Source organism: Agromyces mediolanus (assembly GCF_044917495.1).
GTDB lineage: Bacteria > Actinomycetota > Actinomycetes > Actinomycetales > Microbacteriaceae > Agromyces > Agromyces mediolanus_B.
This window is the reverse complement of sequence record NZ_JAVSSI010000001.1, coordinates 87,484-108,430: the sequence shown is the minus strand read 5'-3', so window position 1 is coordinate 108,430 and position 20,947 is coordinate 87,484. Positions and strand designations below refer to the sequence as shown.

Sequence of the window (20,947 nt, the reverse complement as noted above, 5' to 3'; positions counted from 1 at the left end):
TCCTTCCAGGGTCTGCGGTTGCGCAGCTCGGGCGCTGTTCGCGAAGGGCGGACACCCGGAACGCCCAGCCTAGGCCATTTCCCAGTCAGGCCACCGTGCGCCCGCGTTAGCGTTGGAGTCGACGCGACTGGAGGTGGCGCACGTGGCCGATCGAGGCGAAGACCCGAGCGACCGGAACCCCGAAGAGGAGTTCCGCGAGATGCTCCGCGAGCTGCTCTCCGGCTCCGGCGGCATCGATCCGTCCAAGCTGGCCGGCGCCGCCGGCCTGCCCAACGACCCGGCGAGCATCGCCGCGCTCTTCTCGCAGCTGCAGCAGGCGATGAACCACGCCGACGAGGGCATCGACTGGTCGGTCGCCCTGAAGCAGGGCGAGCAGCACGCGGCGAACGGCCAGCGGCAGCTCGACGAGGCGGAGCGCGCGCGCTTCGAACAGGCGTTCCAGGTCGCCGCGCTCTGGCTCGACGCCGCCGTCGACGTCACAGCGCTGCCGTCGCCGCCCGAGCAGCTCACCCGGCGCGCCTGGGTCGCGGCGACGATGCCCGTCTGGACCCAGCTCGCCGAACCCGTCGCCCTCTCCATCTCCGACGCCCTCACGCGCGTCATGACCGAGCAGGCTCCCGAGGAGATGCGCGAGATGGTGCAGGGCGCGAGCCGCATGATGCGCAGCATCGGCGGGGCGCTCTTCGCGATGCAGCTCGGCCAGGTCGTGGGCCAGCTCTCGGGCGAGGTCGTGTCCGGCGGCGACATCGGCATCCCGGTCATCGAGGACGGCCGTGCCGCGATCCTCCCGCAGAACGTCGCCGCGTTCGGCGAGGGCCTCGACGTCGACTCGGGCGAGGTCGAGCTGTACCTCGCGGTGCGCGAGCTCGCCCACGCCCGGCTGTTCCGCCACGCGAAGTGGCTGCGGCTGCACTTCATCACCGCGATCACCTCCTTCGCCCGCGGCATCGACATCGACACCGGACGGCTCGAGGAGCTCGCCGAGGGCTTCGACCCGTCGAACACCGAGGCGCTGCGCGACGCCGTCGTGAGCGGTGCGCTCATCCGCCCGAAGAGCGAGGCGCAGCAGGCGGCGCTCGACCGCATCGAGACGATGCTCGCGCTCGTCGAGGGCTGGGTCGACGTCGTCACCGCCGAAGCCACGACCCGGCTGCCGAAGTCGGTGGCGATCGCGGAGACGATCCGCCGCCGCAGGGCCTCCGGCGGCCCGGCCGAATCGGCGCTCGCGACGCTCGTCGGCCTCGAGCTCCGTCCGCGGCGGCTCCGCGAGGCGGCCGCGATGTGGCGCGCGGTCACCGACGCCGTCGGGGTCGAGCAGCGCGACGCGATGTGGGCGCATCCCGACCTCCTCCCCGTCGCCGCGGACCTCGACGATCCGGCCGCGCTCGTCGCGCGGCTCACGGGCGAGACGCCGATCGACGCCGAGGACGCCGAGTTCGACGAGGCGCTCGAGCAGCTGCTCCGCGGCGAGACGCCGGCGGGCCCGGGCGAGGACGGCGAGGAGCCGCCGAAGGCCTGACCGGCACCCGGCCTGTGGAGAGCGCCAGCCGGACCCCGCCGGGGTGCGACAGGCTCTCGGGATGGTCCTCCGTCTCGATCCCGCGCTCCCCCTCGTCTGGCGTTCGACGAGCGAGCTGCAGCTCGGGATGATCGACCCGCCGGTGGTGATCGACGACCCCGGCGAACTCGAGAACTCCGTGCTCGCCCTGCTCGCCCGGGGCGCGAGCCGACCCGCGCTGCAGGCGATCGTCCAGGCCCTCGGCATCCCCGTCGATCGCCTCGAGGAGCTGCTTGAACGGCTCTCCCCCGCGCTCCTGGAGAGCTCGGCTCCGCACCGACCGGAGGACGGCGCCGAGCGATCCCTCGCGCCGCCGATCATCGCGATCGACGACGCCGAGCCCGAGCTCGCCCGTGCGACGGCGTCGGCGCTCGCCGCGCTGGGGCTCCGGCCGGTGCTCGCCCAGCACGGCCCGGAGCGCCCCGATGCCGTCGTGCTCACCGCCGCCTGGGTCGTCCGGCCGGGCGCCCACCTCCGCTGGCTGCGCCGCGACGTCCCGCATCTGCCGGTGGTGCACGAGGGCGGCGCCGTCCGCGTCGGTCCGTTCGTGGGGCCCGGAACGGGCGGCTGCCTCCGCTGCGTCGAGCTGCACCGCCGCGATCGGGATGCCGCCTGGCCGGCGGTCGCCGCCCAGCTCGCGACGCAGCCGGCCGCGCCGCTTCCCGCCGCCGCCCTCGCCGTCGCGGCGGCGCACGCCGCGGCGGCGGTCGACGGACTGCTCGCCCGACGGGCGGGATGCCTCGACGAGGCGGCGCTCAGCGTGCCGGTGTCCGGGGCGCTGCCGCAGCGGTCGCGGCACCCGCCGCACCCGGAGTGCGGCTGTCGAGCTCCCGGAGGAATCGGGACGGCTCCCGCTCTCCCCGGCCCACCGGACCGCGACGCGCCCAGCTCAGCGCGAGCCGATGCCGCGCACGGGTGAGCCCGACGTACAGCAGCCGACGCTCCTCGTCGATCGCGTCGAGGCCCTTGGCGTACGCGATGGGCAGGAGCCCCTCGCTGAGGCCCACGAGATGCACCTCGTCCCACTCGAGCCCCTTCGCCGAGTGCAGGGTCGCGAGCGTGACCGCCTGCACCGCCGGCTCATGGTGCGATTCGGCACGGGCGCGCAGTTCGTCGGCGAACTGGCGCAGCGTGGTCCCGGGCGGCTGTTCGTCGACGAGGCCGGCGATCGCGTTCAGCGCCTCCCAGCGTGCGCGCACGGCACCCGGGCCTTCGGGGGCCGTCGCCGACCAGCCCAGCGAGCGCAGTACGTCGCTGACCGACTTGAACAGCGGCTCGTCGCTCGGGACGAGCGCCTGGGCGCGCAGCGCGTGCACGGCCTTCAGCACGTCGGGTTGGTCGAAGAAGCGCTGCGCGCCGCGCACCCGGTACGGCACCCCGACCTCGTCGAGGACGCGCTCGTACAGGGCCGACTGCGAGTTGACGCGCAGCAGCACCGCGATCTCCGCCGCGGGCACGCCCGCGTCGATCGAGGCGCGGACCCGTGTCGCGACCTCGCGCGCCTCGGCGAGGTCGTCGGCGAACTCTGAGACGACCGGCTCGGGAGCGGCCCCCCGTCCCGCCGGACCGCTCGCCGCGGCGCGGCTCGCAGCGCCGTCGGCGGCCGCCTCCAGCCGCAGCGCGCCCGGACGACCGCGCATCAGCCGGTTCGCCGTGCCGACGATGGGTGCGGTCGACCGGTAGTTCCGTTCGAGCCGGACGACCGTCGCGTCGTCGAAGCGGCGCTCGAAGCCGAGCAGGTACTCGGAGCTCGCCCCGGCGAAGGAGTAGATCGTCTGGCTCGCGTCGCCCACGACGCAGAGCTCCTTGCGGTCGCCGAGCCAGAGCTCGAGGAGGCGCTGCTGGGCGGGCGAGACGTCCTGGTACTCGTCGACCACGAAGTGCCGGTAGCTCTCGCGCACGTGCATCGCGACCGACGGCTCCGACTCGATCATCCCCGCGGTCGCGAGCAGCACGTCCTCGAAGTCCATCGAGCGCCGCTCGTCTTTCACCCGCTCGTACTCCTGCATGAGCGCGAGCTGCTGCTCGGCGCTCAGCCCGCCCGCCGGACCGCGGCTCGCGAGCCGCGTCTCGTACGCGGCCGGGCCGAGGCCCGACACCTTGCGCCATTCGATCTCGGCGGCGACGTCGCGGAGCGTCGCGGTGTCGACGCGCACCTTGAGCCGCTCCGCGGCGTGCCCGAGCAGCCGGCCCTTGTACTCCAGCACGCGAGGGGCGGGGCCGCCGCCCGCGACGAGCGGCCAGAAGTGGTTCAGCTGCGCGAGCGCCGCGGCGTGGAACGTGCGCACCTGCACCCGGCCGGCGCCGAGCGCGTGCAGCCGGCCGCGGATCTCCGCGGCCGCCCGCGAGGTGAAGGTGAGCGCCATCACGCGCGCGGGGTCGTACGCTCCGGTGACGACGCCGTACGCGATGCGATGAGTGATCGCCCGGGTCTTCCCGGTGCCGGCGCCCGCGAGCACGCACACCGGTCCGATGAGCGCCTCGGCGACGACACGCTGCTCGTCGTCGAGGGCGTCGAGGAGCTCGTCCTCCGCGCTCACGAGCTCGGCCAGGGCACGTCCGACGGGAGCGGTGCTCCGTACCAGTGCTCGAGCATCCAGCCGGCGATCGAGGTGCCGGTCGGCAGGAAGAGCTCCTCGCCCGCCTCGGCGACGTCGTCGCGGGAGAGCCACCGGAGCTCGAGGATCTCCTCGCCGTCCGGCCGCGCCGTGGACGGGTCGGCGCCGGCCGCGAGCCGGGCCCGGAACCCGAGCATGAGGCTCGCCGGCACCGGCCACGGTTGGGAGGCGACGTACTCGACCCGGTCGACCGCGATCCCGGCCTCCTCGGCGATCTCACGCACGACGGCGTGCTCGAGCGGCTCGCCCGGCTCGACGAAGCCGGCGAGGAGCGAGAACCGGCGCTGCTCCCAGAGCGCGTTCGAGCCGAGCAGCACCCGGTCGTCGTCGTCGGTGACGAGCACGATGACCGCGGGATCGGTGCGCGGGAAGAGCTGCCGGTCCTCGGCGAGGCAACGGCGCACCCAGCCGGCATCCGTCACCTCGGTCGCGCTGCCGCAGCGCGGGCAGAACGGGTGCGCCTCGTGCCAGGCCGCGAGCGCGACCGCCTCCGTCGCGAGGGCCTGGTCGCGGTCGTCGATGAGCGCGGCGGCCCGACGCAGGAGCGCCCAGCGCCCCTCCTCCGCCTCGATCGCCGCGGCCGCCGCATCGTCGTAGACGCGGAGCTCCACCGGCGACGGACGGTCTCCCCCGACGTCGACGAGGCCGAGGTAGCAGCGCAGCGTCTCCCGCGGGAGCCCGCTCGGCGCGATCAGGCCGAGCGCGGGCGCGGAGCCGTCGACCCGTTCGGCGAGCAGGAGCCTGCCGTCGTGGACGGGGAGCACGAGCGCCGCGGCATCCGCGTCGAATCGGGCCTCGCGCTCCGGGTCGGTGCGCGCCGCGGCATCGCGATCGATCGCGGCGCGGGCCAGCGGTGGAAGGCTCGATTCGGGCATGACCACCTTTCGCATGGCGCTCGCGGACTCGTCGGCAAGGTGTGGCGGTCGCCCGGTCACAGGCGTCGGCTGCTTAAGCTGTGTGCCATGGCCAGACCCCCACTCACTCTAGCCGCGTTGGCGACGGCGGCGGTCCCCGGCCTCGAGGTCCGCGCGGTCCGCGTGCACACCCGCAACGGGAACGGCTCGTACGACGCCGTGCGGCTCCGGTCGAGCGACGACCGCGAGCTGCTCATCCGGGTGCCGCGCGACCAGAGCGCCGAGACCGAGCAGTCCGCCGACCTGCTGGCGCTGCACGCGCTGACCGAGGGCGTGCGGGCGATGCTGCCCTTCGAGCTGGCGGAGTACGTCGGTCAGGCGCCCGTCGACGGGACGCGCGGGGTCGTCACGACCTTCGTGCCCGGACTCGGCCGATCGGCCGACGAACTCACCGGTGCGGACGCGATCGCGGAGTCGGTCGGCGTGGCGATCGCCGCCGTGCACAACCTGCCGACCGGCTTCATCGGCGAGGCGGGCCTGCCGCGCCGCACCCCCGCCGAGGTGCGCGAGGAGGTCGTCGCGCTCATCGGGCGGGCGACCGACACCGGCCACCTTCCCGCTGCGCTCCTGCGGCGCTGGGAGGAGGCCACCGACGACGAGTCGCTGTGGCGCTTCCAGCCGACCGTCGTGAACGGGGCGCTCGGCGCCGACTCCTTCCTCGTGCTCGAGGACACCGTCACCGGCCTCGTCGGCTGGTCGGAGCTCGGGCAGGGCGACCCCGCGATCGATCTGCACTGGCTGCTCACGGCGCGCGGCGGATCGGCCGAGCGCGCGCTCGAGACCTACCTCATCGCGCGGGAGGGCGGCGCGGACCCGCACATCCCGCAGCGGGCGCTGCTCTACGGCGAGCTCGAGCTGGCCCGCTGGTTGCTGCACGGCGTCGAGCTGCGCGACGAGGCGACGATCGCCGACGCCGTCAGCATGCTCGACGGTCTCGTCGAGAGCGTGCACGACCGGTCGAGCGAGCCGCTCTCCCCCGAGACGGGCCCGATCCTCACCGTCGGCGACGTCGAGCGGATGCTCGACCACACTCCGCAGCTCGACGCCCAGCGGGACCCGGCGGGCGCGATGCTCACCGACAGCTACGACTTCTCCGCGCTGCGCCGCCGACTCGACGAGGACGACACGGATGCCTCGATGACGGCACCCATCCCGCTCGACCTCAGCGACTGGGGCGACGCCGCGCCCGCGGGTGCCCCCGACCGCGAGGACGGCGAGACGGAGCGGACTGTCCCGGACGAGCGGACCGTGCCGGGCGAGCGGCTCACGCCGGGCGGGCCCGGCGATCCGCAGGGGGGCGACGCGGTTCAGGACGGCGACGGGGTTCAGGACGCGGTTCAGGACGGCGACGACACCGCCGAGGCCTCGGCCGAGCGGAGCGCCGACGACCAGGCCCGACGCAACTCCGCCTCGTCGTAGAGGCGGTCGGGGCGGATCTGCCGGTCGTCCTCGACGTAGTAGAACACCGCGTCGATCTGCTCCGGCGGAACGCCCGCCCAGTTGGCGTAGGCGAGGCGGTACAGCGCGAGCTGGGTCTGCCGGAGTTCGAGATCGCGCGCGCCCTGCGGGGCCCGACCGGTCTTCCAGTCGACGACCTGGTGGCGCAGGCCCCGGCGGCCGAGCTCGCTGTCGGGCTCGATGTCGTAGACGGCGTCGAGCTTGCAGACGAACACGTGCTCGTCGAGCGGCAGGTGCAGCTCGAGCTCGACGGCGCTCGGCCGGCGCTGCCCCCACTCGGATGCCTCGAACGTCGCCTGCAGTTTGGCGAAGCGCGCCGCGGAGCCGTCGACGAGCGCTGAGCCCACCGAACGGAAGGGCTCGCCGGACTCGCCCGCGGCCCCGGCCCGGCCTTCCCCGGCCCCGGCCCCGGCCTCGGCCTCCGCCTCCGCGTCCGGCCAGACGATCAGCTCGTCGTCGCCGGCCGCGTCGTCCCAGTCGAGCGAGTTGGCCTCGACCTCCCCGGTCGAGCGATGCTCGACCCAGCGGTGGAACAGCGTGCCGAGCCGGGTCGCCCGATAGGGCCGCTGCGGCATGGGGCGCCGGAGCTGCTCGGCGACGGCCGCGGCATCGTCGAGATAGTCCTTGAAGCGGGACGCGGGCACGCGCGCCGGGATCTCCGGGGCCGCCTCGCCGGTCATGCGCCGACGGCGCTCTTCGAGGAGGAGCCGGAGCTGCTCGCCGAGGCGGGGGCCGATGCCCGCACCGCTCGGCCCCTCGGCCGCGGCGCGGACCGCATCGGCGGCGCGGACGACGCCCAGCCGCCGCCGGCCGAGCGGATCGAGCGGCCAGCTCACCCGTTCGTCGCCGACGACCCGCGGGTTCTCGTCGGCCTCCGGCCGATCCGGCAGCGCCGCGGCCGGGATGAGCCCGTGGGCGACGAGCTCGCGGAGGAACACGCTCGGCTGACGCGGCTGCTTCTGCGAGGCCCACCACGAGCCGGTGAGCAGCAGCTCGTCCCGCGTGCGGGTGAGCCCGACGTACGCGAGCCGCCGTTCCTCCTCGGCGTGGCGTTCGCGGTTCTCCTCGGCGAACCCGGCCACCGCCTCGTCGAACTCGAGTTGGCTCTGGACGCCGCGCCACATCAGCTCGGGCAGCTCGTCGCGGTCGCCGCGGAACTCGTTCGGCAACTCGCCGAACGCCAGCCAGCCCTTGGCGGAGCGCGGCTTGCCGGGCAGCTCGTCGGTGACGAGCCGCGGGATGGCGACGACATCCCACTCGAGCCCCTTCGAGCCGTGGATCGAGAGCACCTGCACGGCGCCGGGCTCCGGCTCGTCCTGGCGCGGTGCGAGCCGGTCGCGCTGCTCGGCCTCGGTGAGCCAGCCGAGGAAGGCGCCCAGATTCGGGTGCTCGGCGACGTCGACGAAGCCGGCGAGCAACTCGTCGAACGCCTCGAGGCTCGGCGCGCCGAGCGGCTGGTCGGCGTTCGCCGCGACCTCGACGTCGAGCAGCAGCTCGTGCTGCACGAGGCTCACGAAGTCGACGAGCCCGAGTCCGGCGCGGCGGCGGAGCGACTGCAACTGCGCGCCGGCGCGGCGCATCCGTGCGAGCCCCTCCGCGGTGAACGCCGCGAGCGCGCGGTGCTCGCCCGGTGCGGAGAGCAGGAAGTCGAGCGCGTCGACGATCGACGGCGACTCCTCGGCCGCGATGGAGGCGCGGAGCCCGTCGCGGACGCCGTCGTCGAGGCGGCGCATCGACTGGTCGCGGTCGACGAGCCAGCGGGCGAGCCCGGCCAGCGCGGAGAGATCGGCCGGGCCGATCGCCCAGCGCGCGCCCCCGAGCACCCGCACGAGCTCCGCGCCCGCCGTCGGGTCGTGGAGGACGCGCAGCGTGCTCACGAGGTCGGCGATGACGGGCTGGTCGAGGAGTCCCGCCACCCCCAGGACGTGCACCGGCACGCCGTGCCGGCGGAGGGCGGCCGTGAAGACGTCGACGTTCGCGAAGGTTCGGCAGAGCAGCGCGCCCGTGCGACTCGACGGGGCGGGGACGCTTCCCCGGCCCCGTGCGCCGGCGTTCCCGTCGGCTCGGTCGCCCGCGGACGACGAGCCGCTCGAGGCATCCGCGTGGCCGAGGCGTTCGGCGAACCAGCGCGCGATGTGCTCGGCCTCCTCGTCGATCGTCTCGGCCCAGGCGCAGTCGAGCACGCCGTCGCCCGCGAACGGGGAGGCCGCGAGCGGCGCCTTGTCGATGCCGCCGTCGAGCGGTTCGATGATCGTGTTCGCCGCGTCGAGCACGATGCGCGGATTGCGCCAGCTCGTCGAGAGGTCGTAGACGACCGCCTCCGCCGCAGCGGACGGAGCGCCGTCGTCGTCGCCCCGGAAGTCGCCGCCGAAGCGCGCCAGGTTCGCGGCGCTCGCGCCCCGCCAGCCGTAGATCGACTGGTCGGGATCGCCGACGGCCATCACCGAGTGCCCGCGGAAGAGCGCCGCCAGCAAGCGCGTCTGCACGACGCTCGTGTCCTGGTACTCGTCGAGGAGCACCGTGCGGTACCGCTCCCGGTGCGCGACCGCGACCTCGGGGTGGGCGGTGCAGATCTCGAGCGCGAGGGAGACCTGGTCGGAGAACTCGACGTAGCCGCGCGTGCGCTTCGCCTCCGCGTAGGCCTCGGCCAGCTCGAGCAGCGGAGGGAGTGCGTCGACGGCTCCAAGCGCGGAGACGAAGGAGTCGTAGGGCGTGCGCTTCCGCGGCGCGCCGATCGGCAGGTCGCCCATGGCGAGGAACTCCCGCGCCATCGCCCGCACGTCGCGCGCATCGGCGACGTTCTCGCCGAGCGCGCGGCTCAGGCCGAGCACCGCACCGGTCACCTTGTCGAGGGAGGCGTCGAGTTCGACGAGGCGCGGATCGGCCGCCGCGGCGACGATCGAACGCGCGAGCTGCCAGGCGGATGCCTCGCCGAGCACGGCCGCGTCGGGCTCCCGGCCGATCAGCAGGGCGTGCTCCCGGTAGATGGCGCTCGCGAAGGCGTTGTAGGTCGAGACGGTCGCAGCTTCGAGCGGGTCGAGGTCGAGCTCGGCGATGCCCTCGGAGACGAGCTGCCCGACCCGGGCTCGGATGCGTTCGGCGAGCTCCCCCGCTGCCTTGCGGGTGAAGGTGAGCCCCAGCACCTCCGGCACCTGGACGTGCCCGTTCGCGAGCAGCCACACGACGCGATTGGCCATCGTCTCGGTCTTGCCGCTGCCGGCGCCGGCGACGACGAGCGAGCGACCGCTCGGATCGGCCTCGATGACCGCCCGCTGCTCCTCCGTCGGCGGGTGCAGCCCGAGGCGCTCGGCGATCTCGGCCGCGGCGATCACGCGGACACCGCCGGCACGAGGTGCACGCGGTAGTGCCACGCGCCGAAGCGCGAGCGCGGCCCGATCTCGACCGGGGACTCGAAGCTCGCCCCGCTCATCAGCTCGGCCACCGCGTCGAGGCGTTCGCGGAACGACTGCTCGTCGGCCTCGTCGAACGGCTGCTGGGCGCGCTCCGTGTACGCGGCGCCGCGGAGCGGCCGGGCGAGGTACACGAGCTTCGCCCCGCCGAGGCGGCCCAGGTTCGGCACCCGCTCGTGCCGCGCGGCCAGCTGGTAGGCGGCGAGCTGCGGGTGGGCGGCCGTCTCGGCGGCGGTCGGCGGGGTGCGGCCGGTCTTCAGGTCGACGATGACGGTCGTGCCGTCGGGCGAGGCCTCGACCCGGTCGATCGTGCCGCTCAGCCGCACGCGCCCGAGCTCGAGCGTGAAGCGCCCCTCGGCGCCGAGCAGCACTTTCGCGTCGTCGTGGAACTGCGCGAGGTAGTCGGCGGCGCCCTCGACCATCCGCTTCGCACCGCGGCGCTCCCGTTCGGCCACCCAGCCGGCCTCGAAGCGGAGCGTCTCGAGCCGCGCCTCCACCCCGGTCCAGAGCTTCTCGAGCGAGGTCTCCCCGCTCGCCCCGGCCTCCTCGACGACGGCATGCACGATGGTGCCGATCGAGGCGGCGAGCCCCGACGGCGGCGAGGCGACGCGGTCGATGAACCAGCCGAGGGGCGACTCCTCGGCGCGGTCGATCTGCGAGGGCGAGACGGGCACGAATGCCTCGGGGTCGGCCGCGAGATCGACGATCGGCGCGGTGCTCGACGGCGGGCGCAGGCCGTACCACTCCTCGGGATGCGCCCCGGGGACGCCGGCCTCCGCGAGCAGCGCCAACGCGGGCGGCGCCTCGCCGCCGGGCTCGGCGACCGCTTCGCGGCGCAGGGCGCCGACGAGCCCGCGCAGGTGCAGCGGGCGGCGACGCGGCGCCACCCGCTCTTCCGCGTAGCCCATGAGCATCGACGGCTGCTCGTCGTCGTTCGCGGTGCACGTCAGCACGAGCTGTCTGGTGGCGCGGCTCGCGGCGAGCGCGAAGAGCCGGAGCTCGTCGCTGCGGACCGCGGCGCGCGCATCGGCGGCCGAGTCGACGGCCGGCAGCGGTTGCCCGGAGCGCGACGCCGCTGCCGCCGCGGGAAGGAGGGCGGCGTGGAGCAGGGTGCCCCGGGGGCGCAGGTTCGGCCACACCCCCTCCTGCAGTCCGGCGACGACCACGACCTCGAAGTCGCGGCCGATGAGTGCGGGCGCCGTGCCGACGAACACCGACTCGGCGGAGCGCTGGGGCGCCAGGGAGTCTTCCGGCAGCTCGCTCGAGAGCTGCTCCTCGACGAAGCGCACCGCGGGCGCCCCGGGCGTGCGCTCGACGAAGCGCTGCGCCGCTGAGAACAGCGCGACGACGGCGTCGAGGGCCCGGTTCGCCTCCTCGGCGAGCACGCCCGTGCCCGCCGCCTGCGCACCCCACTCGTCGGCGAGGCCGCTGCGATCCCAGAGCGCCCAGAGGATCTCCTCGATCGTCGATCCCGTGCCGACGCGCACGCGGGCCGCCGCGAGCACGCGCGACAACCGCGCCGCGCGACGGCCCGCCGCGGCATCGATCGTCGTGAAGCCGCCCGGCGCCGAGAGCGCGTCGACGAGCAGCTCGTCGCCCGTGCGGTCGCCGCCGGCGGCGAGTTCTTCGTGCCGCAGCGCGAGCCGGAGCCGCCTGAGCCCGATCGGATCGAGTCGGCCGATCGGACCGGTGAGGAGCTCGACCGCGAGCTCTGCGGTGAGCGGCTCGCGATCGAGCACGAGCGAGGCCGCCCGGAGCAGCGCGGCGGCGGCCGGCGCGTCCCGGAGGGCGGTGCGGACGAGGGCGCCGGCGGTCGGCACGTCGGCGAGGGCGAGCCCGCGCTCGAAGGCGGGCGCGTCGGCACCCGAGCGCAGCACGACCGCCATCTGGGACCACGGCACATCGTCGAGGAGATGGCGTTCGCGCAGCAGCGCCGCGATCTGCTGGCACTCGCTCGCGTGCGACGACGCCTCGATGCCGAGGATCGGCGCGAGCCGCTCGCCGCCCTCGCCCGCCGGGAGCGTCGCGGCGCGGTGCCCCCCGCCGAGCGCGGCGCCGATGTGCCCGGTCACCGCGGCCACGAGGCGCCGGAGCTCGGGGCGCCCCCGGTGCACCTGCGGCAGCTCCAGCCGCTCCGCGGGACGCCCGAGGAGCGCGGGAAGGCTACCGAGCAGCTCCGGGCGGCCGCCGCGGAAGCCGTTGCTCGCGACGTCGGGGTCGCCGAGCGCGACGACGTGCACCCCGCGGGCGGCGAACGCGGCGAGGAGGGCGGCCGTCGCCGCGGTGGCCTCCTGGGCGTCGTCGACGACGATGAGCCGGAGCCGCTCCAGCGTGCCGAGCGCCGCGGCGGCGTGGTCGTCGACGAGGCTCCGCTGCACGATGGCGGCGGCGAACGCCGCGAGCTCCGCCGAGTCGAACTGCTCGCCGCGCAGCTGCTCCTTCACCTCGGTGTACTCGGCGAGGAACTGCCCGGCCGCGACCCACTCGGGGCGGTCGGCGGCGCGCCCGAGCCGGGTGAGCGCGGCGCCGTCGATGTTCTCCTCGACGGCGCGCATGAGCAGGTCGCGGAGCTCGGTGCGGAAGCCGCGGAGGGCGCGCACCCGGGTCTCGAACGGCCACTCGGGGCCGTCGCCGTCGGCCTCGGCGGCCTCGAGCAGCTCGGCGATGATCTGGTCCTGCTCGGCGCCGGTGAGGAGGGTCACCGGCTCGCCCGTGTACGCGCGCACCAGCTGGAACGCGAGGGAGTTGGCCGTGCGCGCGAGCGGGCCGCGGGTCGTCGCCCCCAGGCGGACCGCGATGCGGTCGCGGAGCCGGCTCGCCGTGGTGCGGGTCGCGGCGAGCGCGAGCACCTCGTCGGCCGCGTAGCCGCCCTCGATGCGCCGGGCCACGAGCTCGACCACGAGACTCGTCTTTCCGGAGCCCGGGGCGCCGAAGACGGCCGCCGACCGCTCGGTGCCGAGCCGCTCGAGTTCGAGGCCCGCGAAGGTGTCGTCCGTGAAGAGCGCTGGCTGCTCGACGAGGGCTTCGGGGCGGGGCATGCGGCCACGCTAACCCGTTCCGCCGACAGTGAACGCGAAGCAGCGCCGAGGCCGGGTGTCATAGGGTGAGAGCACGACGAGAAAGGCGCACAGTGGACGTTCGCATCGGCATCCAGAACTCCCCCCGTGAACTCGGATTCGAGGCCGCGCAGACCGCGGCCGAGGTCGAGCAGGCCGTCACCGCGGCCCTCTCCGGGCAGTCGCCTTCGATTCGCCTGAGCGACGAGAAGGGCACGGTCTACGTGATCCCGGCCTCCGCGCTCGCCTACGTCGAGATCGGCTCCGAAGAGTCGCGTCGCGTCGGCTTCGTCGCCTGACATGGAGCTCCTGTTCGTCGCCCTGGGCGGCGCCATCCTCGGCCTCGCGGCACGGTATGCGCTGCCCGGGCGCGCGACGCACGGCGTCGCGCTGATCCCGGCGATCGGCACCGCGGTCGCGGCCGTCGTCTGGGTGGGGCTCACCTGGCTCGGCTGGGCCTGGGACGGCGGATGGATCTGGGTCGCGTCGCTCGTCGCCGCGGGCGTCGTCTCGGCGCTGGCGGCGCTCTTCATCGGCCCGAGCCGGGAGCGCCACGACGCCGCGCTGTTCGAGCGCCTCGCCCGGCCCGGAGCCGGCGCGAAGGCCTGAGCCGCCCGCGTCCCAGCCGGCCCACCGCGTCGCCGGTCGGCCGCGTCTCAGCTAGCCCGCGCCTCGGGAACGCCGCGTCTCAGGCGGTCAGCCCGAGGGCATCCATCCGGCGCGTGTGCTCGGCGATCAGCTCGGTGAAGACCGGCTCGACGTCGTCGCCGTGGCGAGCCTCGGGCTCGGCGGCCTCGAGCGCCTTCCGCGCCACGAGCAGGGTGTCGCCCACGAGACTGCGGCCCCAGAGCGCGAGCCGGTCGGCGAGCCCGGGCTGGGTCGCGATGGCCTGCGTCAGCAGGTTCTCGAGCACGACCGCGCCCTGCCGGTCACTCAGGATGCCTCGGACGCGCCGCGCCAGATCCGCGGGCAGTCCGTCGGCGAGCCGCAGGAAGAAGTCGTCGAGCATGCCCGAGGTGAGGTGGATGCCGAGCAGGAGCTCGTGCCAGTCAGCCCCGCTCGTCAGCTGACGGAAGTGATCGGTCGCCACGGCGAACATCGCGAGGTATTCTGCGGGATCCGCGTCCGCGCGGCGGAGCTCCTCGGTCAGGGCGTGGTGCTTCGCGAGCGCCTCGCCCGAGGCGACCGAGAGCCCCTCCTTCGACACGAGGTCGGGCGAGGTGGCGACCGCCTTCGCGAGCGACTCGAAGAAGGCGAGCTGCAGCGAGGCGGCCTGGCCGAGGAAGGGCAGCGGGTCGGGCACCAGTTCGGTGAAATCGACCCGCGCGAACTCGGTCGCGGCGACCCGCGGGCGCAGCCGGGGCGCCTCAGCGCGCGGCGTGCGCCGCTTCAACCAGAAGACCACGTGCGACAGCTTATCGGCAGCCTGCACGGGCTCACGGCGAGCCTCCGTTAGTCTTAATGGGCTCGCGGGCGATGGACCCGCGGCCGTGCGCCTGTGGACGAATGCAGGGCGCACCCCATGATTCGCGCAGCGAACGCACACGACAAGGCAGAACCTCTTGACCACATTCACCGAGCTCGGCATCGCGTCGGACATCGTCGACGCCCTCGCCGGGAAGGGCATCGTCGATGCCTTCCCCATCCAGGAGCAGACCATCCCGCTCGCCCTCTCCGGCCAGGACATCATCGGCCAGGCGAAGACCGGCACGGGCAAGACCTTCGGCTTCGGCCTCCCCCTCATCCAGCGCCTCGGCGACGACCCGGAGCCCGGGGTGAAGGCGCTCGTCGTCGTCCCGACCCGCGAGCTCGCCGTGCAGGTGACCGAAGACCTCGAGCTCGCCACCTCGAACCGGCCGACGAAGATCGTCTCGATCTACGGCGGCAAGGCGTACGAGGGCCAGATCGAGCAGCTGAAGGCGGGCGCCCAGATCGTCGTCGGCACCCCGGGCCGCCTCCTCGACCTCGCGAGCCAGCGCCTGCTCTCGCTCGGCGAGGTGCAGGAGATGGTCCTCGACGAGGCCGACAAGATGCTCGACCTCGGCTTCCTCGCCGACATCGAGAAGCTGTTCTCGAAGACGCCGGCCTCGCGCCACACCATGCTCTTCTCGGCGACCATGCCGGGGCAGATCGTCGCCCTCGCCCGCCGCTTCATGTCGAAGCCGATCCACATCCGCGCGAACGACCCCGACGAGGGCCTCACGCAGGCGAACATCAAGCACGTCATCTACCGCGCGCACTCGCTCGACAAGGACGAGGTGATCTCCCGCATCCTCCAGGCCGAGGGCCGCGGGAAGACGGTCATCTTCACCCGCACGAAGCGCGCGGCCGCGAAGCTCGTGGAGGAGCTGAACGACCGCGGGTTCAACGCGGCGGCCGTCCACGGCGACCTGAACCAGGACCAGCGCGAGCGCGCGATGGCCGCGTTCAAGGCCGGTAAGAAGGACGTCCTCATCGCGACGGATGTCGCGGCGCGCGGCATCGACGTCGACGACGTGACGCACGTCATCAACCACACCATCCCCGACGACGACAAGACGTACCTGCACCGCGCCGGCCGTACGGGCCGCGCCGGCAAGACCGGCATCGCGGTGACCTTCGTCGACTGGGACGACCTGCACAAGTGGGCGCTGATCAACCGCGCTCTCGAGTTCGGGCAGCCCGAGCCGACCGAGACCTACTCGTCGAGCCCGCACCTCTACAGCGACCTCGACATCCCCGCCGGCACGAAGGGCCGTCTGAAGCCGGCCGCTCCGGCCGCGCAGGCGAACCGCTCGGCGACCGCGGGCCGCTCCGAGGGCGACGCCGAGCGCGCGCCGCGGAGCAGCCGCAGCCGTCGCCGCACCCGCGGCGGCCAGGACGTCGCCGGCGGCGGCGAGGCCTCGAGCTCGACCGGCGGCGACGCCGAGTCGGGCGACGGCGCGCCGCGCGAGGTCGGGACGGGCACCCACGACGGCAAGGGCCGCGAGCACCACGACGGCAATGCGGCTCCGCGCCGCCGTCGTCGTCGCCGCGGCGGCAGCTCGGGCGGCGGAGCCGGCGCGAGCCAGGCCGCGCCTCAGGCGTAACGAGTCAGCACGGAGACGCCGGGTGCCCGCAGGGCGCCCGGCGTCTCGGCGTCTGCGGCGCCGGGCGGTCGCCGACCATGCTCGGCCGGATGCGGCGGCACGTCGCGTGGCGCCCGAAGCCCGTCAGGGCACGACCGGGCTGCTCCCCCGACCTTCGGCGATGAGCCGCGCCACGACTTCGGGCGCGGTGCGCTGCTCGCCGAGCCGGTTCGGCTTGCCCTCGCCGTGGTAGTCGCTCGACCCGGTGATCGCGAGGTCGAAGCGCGCAGCGAGCTCGCGCAGTCGCGGCAGCGCGGCGGGGTCGTTCTCCGGGTGGTCGACCTCGAGGCCGAAGAGGCCCGCCTGCACGAGCTGCGCGAGCCGACCGGGCGCGATCACGGCGTCGGAGCCCCGCGTGCCCGGATGGGCGAGCACCGGCACGCCCCCGGCCTCCCGGATGAGGCGGATGCCCGTGATCGGATCGGGCGCGTAGTGCGGCTCGGCGTAGCCCGAGCGCGGGTGCAGGATGCCGGCGAACGCGGCCGAGCGATCGGGCGCGTGGCCGCGGGCGACGAGCGCGTCCGCGATGTGCGGGCGACCGATCGTGGCGCCCTCCGCGGAGTGCGCGAGCACGTCGTCCCAGGTGAGGGGGTAGTCGCGGGAGATCCGCCGCACGATCTGCTCCGCGCGGGTGAGGCGCGACTCCCGGATGCGCCGGGTCTCGGCGACGAGCGCCGCATCGTCGGGGTCGACGAGGTACCCGAGCATGTGCACGCTGTGGTAGCCCTCGCGCGTCGACAGCTCGAGGCCCGGGATCAGTGCGACGCCCGTCGAGGGCACCGCGGCCGCGGCGGCCGCCCAGCCCGCCGTCGAGTCGTGGTCGGTGAGCGCGATGGCCTGCAGCCCGGCGTCGGCGGCCTCCACGAGGAGCTGCGCGGGTGCCCCGGTGCCGTCGGACACCGTCGAGTGCACGTGCAGATCGGCCTCGAGGGCGGCGGCGGGGGGTTCGGCCATCCCTCCATGCTATCCGCGCGAGAGCGGGCCACGCCGCGCGCGGCGGCGGGCGCGGCATCCCTCCTCCACAGCGGCGCACCTCAGCCGACTCCCAGTGATCATGCGGCGGATGCCCCGGCTCCGGCGCGGCCCGCCCCCTATCGTTGATGGGATGCTGCTCCGTCTCCTCGGCTGGCTCCTGGTGCTCGCCTCCGCCGTCATCGGCGCCGTGCTGGTGTGGCCGCAGGGCGTCGGACTGCAAGACCAGTGGATCGCCGCGCACGTGGTCGCGCTGCGCGGCGCCGGCGCGCTCGTGGGCGTGCTCGTGGCGGTCGTCTTCGCGCTGATCGCGATCGGCCGCCGGGCCCGTCGCTTCGCCGTCGCCATGCTGACCGTGAGCCTGCTGTTCGCCGGCGCGAACGCGGCGGTGCTCGGCGTCCGCGGCATCGGCGGCTCCGACGCCTCCTCCCCCGACGCCGTCACCGTGCTCGCGTGGAACACGCTCGGCGAGGAGCCCGACGCCTCCGTCGTGGCGCAGCTCGCGCTCGACCGCGGCGCCGACATCGTGGTGCTCCCCGAGACGACGGAGCCGTTCGGCGAGGAGGTCGCGCTCGCGATGCGCGACGGGGGCAGCCCCATGTGGGTGCACTGGCAGGCGTTCGACGACATCGCGAAGGCCAGGTCGACGACCCTGCTGGTGTCGAGCGCGCTCGGCGAGTACACCGTCACGACGCCCGACTGGCCGGGGCCGCCCGACAACACCAACACGGTGCCCTCCCTCGTCGCCGTGCCCGTCGACGGCGACGGGCCGACGATCGTCGCGGTGCACGCGGTCGCCCCGGTGCGCTGGGAGCTCCGCAACTGGCGCAGCGACCTCGGCTGGATCGCCGAGCAGTGCGCCGGCGAGAACGTCATCATGGCGGGCGACTTCAACGCGACCCTCGATCACTTCGCCGGGCTCGGCAGCGACGGCGGAGACCTGGGCCGCTGCGCGGATGCCGCCGCCGCGGCCGGGGCGGCGGGCCTCGGCACCTGGCCGACCGACGTGCCCGCCCTCCTCGGCAGCCCCATCGATCACGTGCTCGCGACGCCCGACTGGCGGGTCGAGTCGTTCCGCGTCGTCGAATCGCTCGACGATTCCGGCAGCGATCACCGCCCGGTCGTCGCCTCGCTCGTCCGCACCGCGGGCTAGCCGCGCGCGCGTTCCGGGGCGGCATCCGCCGTCGGAATCCGTCCGGCCGCCACCCATGTCCGTGGTGCGAGAATGGAGCCATGGCCACGAGCGACACTTCGACGACGACCGCGCCCGAGGGCGCGGGCGACCACACCGACGAGCAGAGCGGGCGCAACGCGAACCGTTCCACCACCCCCGGCTCCGAGGGCTTCAAGACCTTCATCGGCAACGGCTGGGCCGAGCGCGACGAGGCGCTCCCCGCCGCACGCCCGCAGGCGTCCTACGCCGCGGTCCGCCGCGCCGCGATCTCCGCGCAGTTCCCGGGGCAGCGCCTCGTGGTGCCCGCGGGCGACATGAAGCAGCGCGCGAACGACACCGACTACCCGTTCCGGGCGCACTCCGCCTTCGCGCACCTCACGGGCTGGGGCTCCGACAGCGAGCCCGGCGCCGTGCTCGTGCTCGAGCCGAACGGCGACGGGGGCCACGACGCCACCGTCTACTTCCGCGAGCGCGCCGGCCGCGACTCGGAGGAGTTCTACGCGAACCCCGCCATCGGCGAGTTCTGGATCGGCGCCCGCCCGTCGGTCGCGCACGTGGCCGCCGAGCTCGCGCTCGACGCCGCCGACCTCGCGGGCTTCGACGCCGTCGTCGACGCGACCGACACGGCGACGCTCATCGTCCGCGAGGCCGACTCCGCCGTCACCGAGCGCATCGACCACGCGCGGATCCGCTTCGCCGCCGAGCGCGCGCTCAGCGAGAACGCGCAGGACGCCCCGTTCTCGCTCGAGGTCGGCGGCGAGCACGAGCCCGACGCCGACTTCGCCCGGGCGCTCAGCGAGCTGCGCCTCGTGAAGGACGAGTTCGAGCTCGCCGAGCTCGCCGCGGCGGTCGACGCGACGCAGCGCGGCTTCACCGAGGTGCTGCAGGAGCTCCCGCGCATCACGAGCGAGGTGCGCGGCGAGCGGGTCATCGAGGGCGTCTTCGCGACCCGCGCCCGGCTCGAGGGCAACGACATCGGCTACGGCTCGATCGCCGCGGCCGGCCCGCACGCGACCATCCTGCACTGGACCCGCAACGACGGCCCCGTCGTGCCGGGCGACCTCGTGCTCCTCGACGCGGGCGTCGAGATGGACAGCTACTACACCGCCGACATCACCCGCACCTTCCCGGTGAACGGCGAGTTCAGCGCCGTGCAGCGCCAGGTCTACGAGGCGGTGCTGGAGGCGGCCGACGCCGCGTTCGCGATCGTCCGCCCGGGTGTCGTCTTCCGCGAGGTGCACGCCGCGGCGATGGCGGTCATCGCCCGGAAGACCGCGGAGTGGGGCTTCCTGCCGGTGTCGGCCGAGGAGTCCCTCCAGCCCGAGAACCAGTTCCACCGCCGCTACATGGTGCACGGCACGAGCCACCACCTCGGCCTCGACGTGCACGACTGCGCGCAGGCGCGGCGCGAGCTCTACCTCGACGGCGAGCTGAAGGAGGGCATGGTGTTCACGATCGAGCCCGGCCTGTACTTCCAGCCCGACGATCTGACGGTGCCGACGGAGTTCCGCGGCATCGGCGTCCGCATCGAGGACGACATCGTCGTGACGGCGGACGGCGCACGCAACCTCTCCTCGGCGATCCCGCGCACGGTCGCGGAGGTCGAGGCCTGGGTGCAGGGCGCCCGCGGCTGATCCCGCGCGGGCTCCATACCGGCTGCGAGTCGCACGATGATCGGGGCGGCGCGTCGTCCTGATCCGGCGCGCCGCCCGTTTCGTCGTGCGACTCGCCCGCCTCGGTGACGGCGCCGAGGGCGATGGTCGACGCCGGGACGCTCGCGCGGCCGGGCCCCGCGGTCAGTCGCGCGGGCGCTCGGCGTCGCCGCTCGGCGGCTGGGTCGTCGATTCCGGCGCGGATTCGGCCGGCTCGGATGCCTCAGCGGATGCCGCCGCGGCGGCCGCCTCGCGCGCGGCCCGCTCCTCGGCCGCACGGGCGGCGGCCTCGCGGGCGCGGGCCCGGCGTTCGGCATCCAGCGCCTCGCCGTAGGTCAGCGGACGCCCCTCCTCGGGTGCGGCAGGTGCGGTCTCGCCCGCGCCACCTGCGCCCGGCGCCGCCGCTCCGGCATCCGTCGTCGGGGCTGCGCTCTCGGCCGGACGCTCCGCCGAGGCGTCGCGCGACGACCAGCCCGACGACCAGCCGGTCGCCGGCGGCACCGCCGCCGGGGCGTCGACGCCGAGCACGTTGCGGGCGCGGTCGACGTGCTGCGGCTCGGCGATGATCGCGTAGCGCGTGGCGAGCACCTGCATGACCGAGGTGAAGTCGCGGCGGCGGCGGTTGATCGAGTACGAGACGAGCCCGAAGACCATGCCGAACCCGGCGCCGATCAGCACGGCGGCGCCCAGGATGCCGAGGGTCGGACCGCTCGGCGCGAAGATGAAGAAGAGGAGGCCCAGGAAGAGGCCGAACCACGCACCCGACAGCGCCCCGCCACCGGCGACGCGGCCCCAGGTGAGCTTGCCGGTGATGCGCTCGACGCTCGTGAGATCGGTGCCGACGATCGCCAGCTCCTTCACCGGGAACTCGGCCTTCGCGAGCCGGTCGACCGCCGCCTGCGCCTCCGCGTAGGTCTCGTAGCTCGCAACGGTCTCGCCCTTGGGCAGGGTCGGGAACGCTTGGGCGATGCGGCCGCCGAACGGCGAAGGGCTGCTCATGGCGCCATTGTCCCACGCAGACCCCGGAT

The 20,947-nt window shown here is 74.6% G+C and carries 14 protein-coding genes and 1 pseudogene; 8 read left to right on the top strand and 7 right to left on the bottom strand.

Going from position 1 to position 20,947, the window contains the following annotated elements; all coding sequences use genetic code 11:
* Positions 1-199 precede the first annotated feature (199 nt).
* Together ROT00_RS00500 and ROT00_RS00495 are read left to right on the top strand one after the other, a co-directional pair.
* Positions 200-1,519, top strand: a complete 1,320-nt coding sequence (locus ROT00_RS00500; protein ID WP_404772135.1) for a zinc-dependent metalloprotease — start codon at positions 200-202, stop codon at positions 1,517-1,519.
* Positions 1,520-1,580: 61 nt separating this feature from the next.
* A pseudogene (locus ROT00_RS00495) lies at positions 1,581-2,330 on the top strand (TOMM precursor leader peptide-binding protein); the annotation flags it as partial.
* On the opposite strand, the gene ROT00_RS00490 reads toward ROT00_RS00495, so the two are convergent.
* Positions 2,314-4,098 (bottom strand): ATP-dependent helicase, encoded by a 1,785-nt coding sequence (locus ROT00_RS00490; RefSeq protein ID WP_404771509.1) that lies wholly within the window; start codon positions 4,096-4,098, stop codon positions 2,314-2,316. The pseudogene ROT00_RS00495 and the gene ROT00_RS00490 sit on opposite strands and share 17 nt — an antisense overlap.
* Positions 4,095-5,051 (bottom strand): NAD(+) diphosphatase, encoded by a 957-nt coding sequence (gene nudC, locus ROT00_RS00485; protein ID WP_404771507.1) that lies wholly within the window; start codon positions 5,049-5,051, stop codon positions 4,095-4,097. The genes ROT00_RS00490 and nudC overlap by 4 nt, the downstream gene beginning before the upstream one ends.
* A gap of 87 nt (positions 5,052-5,138) precedes the next feature.
* Between nudC and ROT00_RS00480 the strand changes: the two genes are divergently transcribed.
* Positions 5,139-6,509, top strand: coding sequence for a phosphotransferase (locus tag ROT00_RS00480; protein ID WP_404771505.1), 1,371 nt, complete (start codon positions 5,139-5,141; stop codon positions 6,507-6,509).
* Here ROT00_RS00480 and ROT00_RS00475 read toward each other — a convergent pair.
* Positions 6,428-9,880, bottom strand: a complete 3,453-nt coding sequence (locus ROT00_RS00475; protein ID WP_404771503.1) for an ATP-dependent DNA helicase — start codon at positions 9,878-9,880, stop codon at positions 6,428-6,430. The two genes, ROT00_RS00480 and ROT00_RS00475, sit on opposite strands and share 82 nt — an antisense overlap.
* A complete protein-coding gene (locus ROT00_RS00470; RefSeq protein WP_404771501.1) occupies positions 9,877-12,996 on the bottom strand; it encodes a PD-(D/E)XK nuclease family protein in 3,120 nt (1,039 codons plus the stop codon). Before ROT00_RS00470 ends, ROT00_RS00475 begins: the two co-directional genes overlap by 4 nt.
* 92 nt (positions 12,997-13,088) lie before the next feature.
* Between ROT00_RS00470 and ROT00_RS00465 the strand changes: the two genes are divergently transcribed.
* Positions 13,089-13,313 carry a DUF3107 domain-containing protein gene (locus ROT00_RS00465; RefSeq protein ID WP_404771499.1) on the top strand — a complete coding sequence of 75 codons (225 nt, stop codon included), beginning with the start codon at positions 13,089-13,091 and terminating at the stop codon, positions 13,311-13,313.
* A 1-nt stretch (position 13,314) separates the two neighbouring features.
* Complete coding sequence (locus ROT00_RS00460) at positions 13,315-13,623, top strand: hypothetical protein (protein WP_404771498.1); 309 nt, start codon at positions 13,315-13,317, stop codon at positions 13,621-13,623.
* Positions 13,624-13,702: 79 nt separating this feature from the next.
* On the opposite strand, the gene ROT00_RS00455 is transcribed toward ROT00_RS00460, so the two are convergent.
* Positions 13,703-14,419 carry a ferritin-like fold-containing protein gene (locus tag ROT00_RS00455; protein ID WP_404771497.1) on the bottom strand — a complete coding sequence of 239 codons (717 nt, stop codon included), beginning with the start codon at positions 14,417-14,419 and terminating at the stop codon, positions 13,703-13,705.
* A gap of 157 nt (positions 14,420-14,576) precedes the next feature.
* On the opposite strand from ROT00_RS00455, the gene ROT00_RS00450 reads away from it, so the two are divergent.
* Positions 14,577-16,082: a DEAD/DEAH box helicase gene (locus ROT00_RS00450; RefSeq protein WP_404771495.1), complete on the top strand. Its 1,506-nt coding sequence runs from the start codon at positions 14,577-14,579 to the stop codon at positions 16,080-16,082.
* A gap of 123 nt (positions 16,083-16,205) precedes the next feature.
* Here ROT00_RS00450 and ROT00_RS00445 read toward each other — a convergent pair whose 3' ends face one another.
* Positions 16,206-17,075 (bottom strand): PHP domain-containing protein, encoded by an 870-nt coding sequence (locus ROT00_RS00445; protein ID WP_404771493.1) that lies wholly within the window; start codon positions 17,073-17,075, stop codon positions 16,206-16,208.
* A gap of 151 nt (positions 17,076-17,226) precedes the next feature.
* Between ROT00_RS00445 and ROT00_RS00440 the strand changes: the two genes are divergently transcribed.
* Together ROT00_RS00440 and ROT00_RS00435 are read left to right on the top strand one after the other, a co-directional pair.
* Positions 17,227-18,246: an endonuclease/exonuclease/phosphatase family protein gene (locus ROT00_RS00440; protein WP_404771492.1), complete on the top strand. Its 1,020-nt coding sequence runs from the start codon at positions 17,227-17,229 to the stop codon at positions 18,244-18,246.
* A gap of 80 nt (positions 18,247-18,326) precedes the next feature.
* Positions 18,327-19,901: an aminopeptidase P family protein gene (locus ROT00_RS00435; RefSeq protein ID WP_404771491.1), complete on the top strand. Its 1,575-nt coding sequence runs from the start codon at positions 18,327-18,329 to the stop codon at positions 19,899-19,901.
* Positions 19,902-20,063: 162 nt separating this feature from the next.
* On the opposite strand, the gene ROT00_RS00430 is transcribed toward ROT00_RS00435, so the two are convergent.
* Positions 20,064-20,918 (bottom strand): YflT domain-containing protein, encoded by an 855-nt coding sequence (locus ROT00_RS00430; RefSeq protein ID WP_404771489.1) that lies wholly within the window; start codon positions 20,916-20,918, stop codon positions 20,064-20,066.
* Positions 20,919-20,947 lie beyond the last annotated feature (29 nt).

What these genes read in the sequence shown, in the direction of transcription:
- ROT00_RS00440 (WP_404771492.1), top strand. Translation starts at nt 17,227, where the DNA reads ATGCTGCTCCGTCTCCTCGGCTGGCTCCTGGTGCTCGCCTCCGCCGTC.
- ROT00_RS00500 (WP_404772135.1), top strand. Translation starts at nt 200, where the DNA reads ATGCTCCGCGAGCTGCTCTCCGGCTCCGGCGGCATCGATCCGTCCAAG.
- ROT00_RS00430 (WP_404771489.1), bottom strand. Translation starts at nt 20,918, where the DNA reads ATGAGCAGCCCTTCGCCGTTCGGCGGCCGCATCGCCCAAGCGTTCCCG.
- ROT00_RS00445 (WP_404771493.1), bottom strand. Translation starts at nt 17,075, where the DNA reads ATGGCCGAACCCCCCGCCGCCGCCCTCGAGGCCGATCTGCACGTGCAC.
- ROT00_RS00435 (WP_404771491.1), top strand. Translation starts at nt 18,327, where the DNA reads ATGGCCACGAGCGACACTTCGACGACGACCGCGCCCGAGGGCGCGGGC.
- ROT00_RS00470 (WP_404771501.1), bottom strand. Translation starts at nt 12,996, where the DNA reads ATGCCCCGCCCCGAAGCCCTCGTCGAGCAGCCAGCGCTCTTCACGGAC.
- ROT00_RS00480 (WP_404771505.1), top strand. Translation starts at nt 5,139, where the DNA reads ATGGCCAGACCCCCACTCACTCTAGCCGCGTTGGCGACGGCGGCGGTC.
- nudC (WP_404771507.1), bottom strand. Translation starts at nt 5,051, where the DNA reads ATGCCCGAATCGAGCCTTCCACCGCTGGCCCGCGCCGCGATCGATCGC.
- ROT00_RS00460 (WP_404771498.1), top strand. Translation starts at nt 13,315, where the DNA reads ATGGAGCTCCTGTTCGTCGCCCTGGGCGGCGCCATCCTCGGCCTCGCG.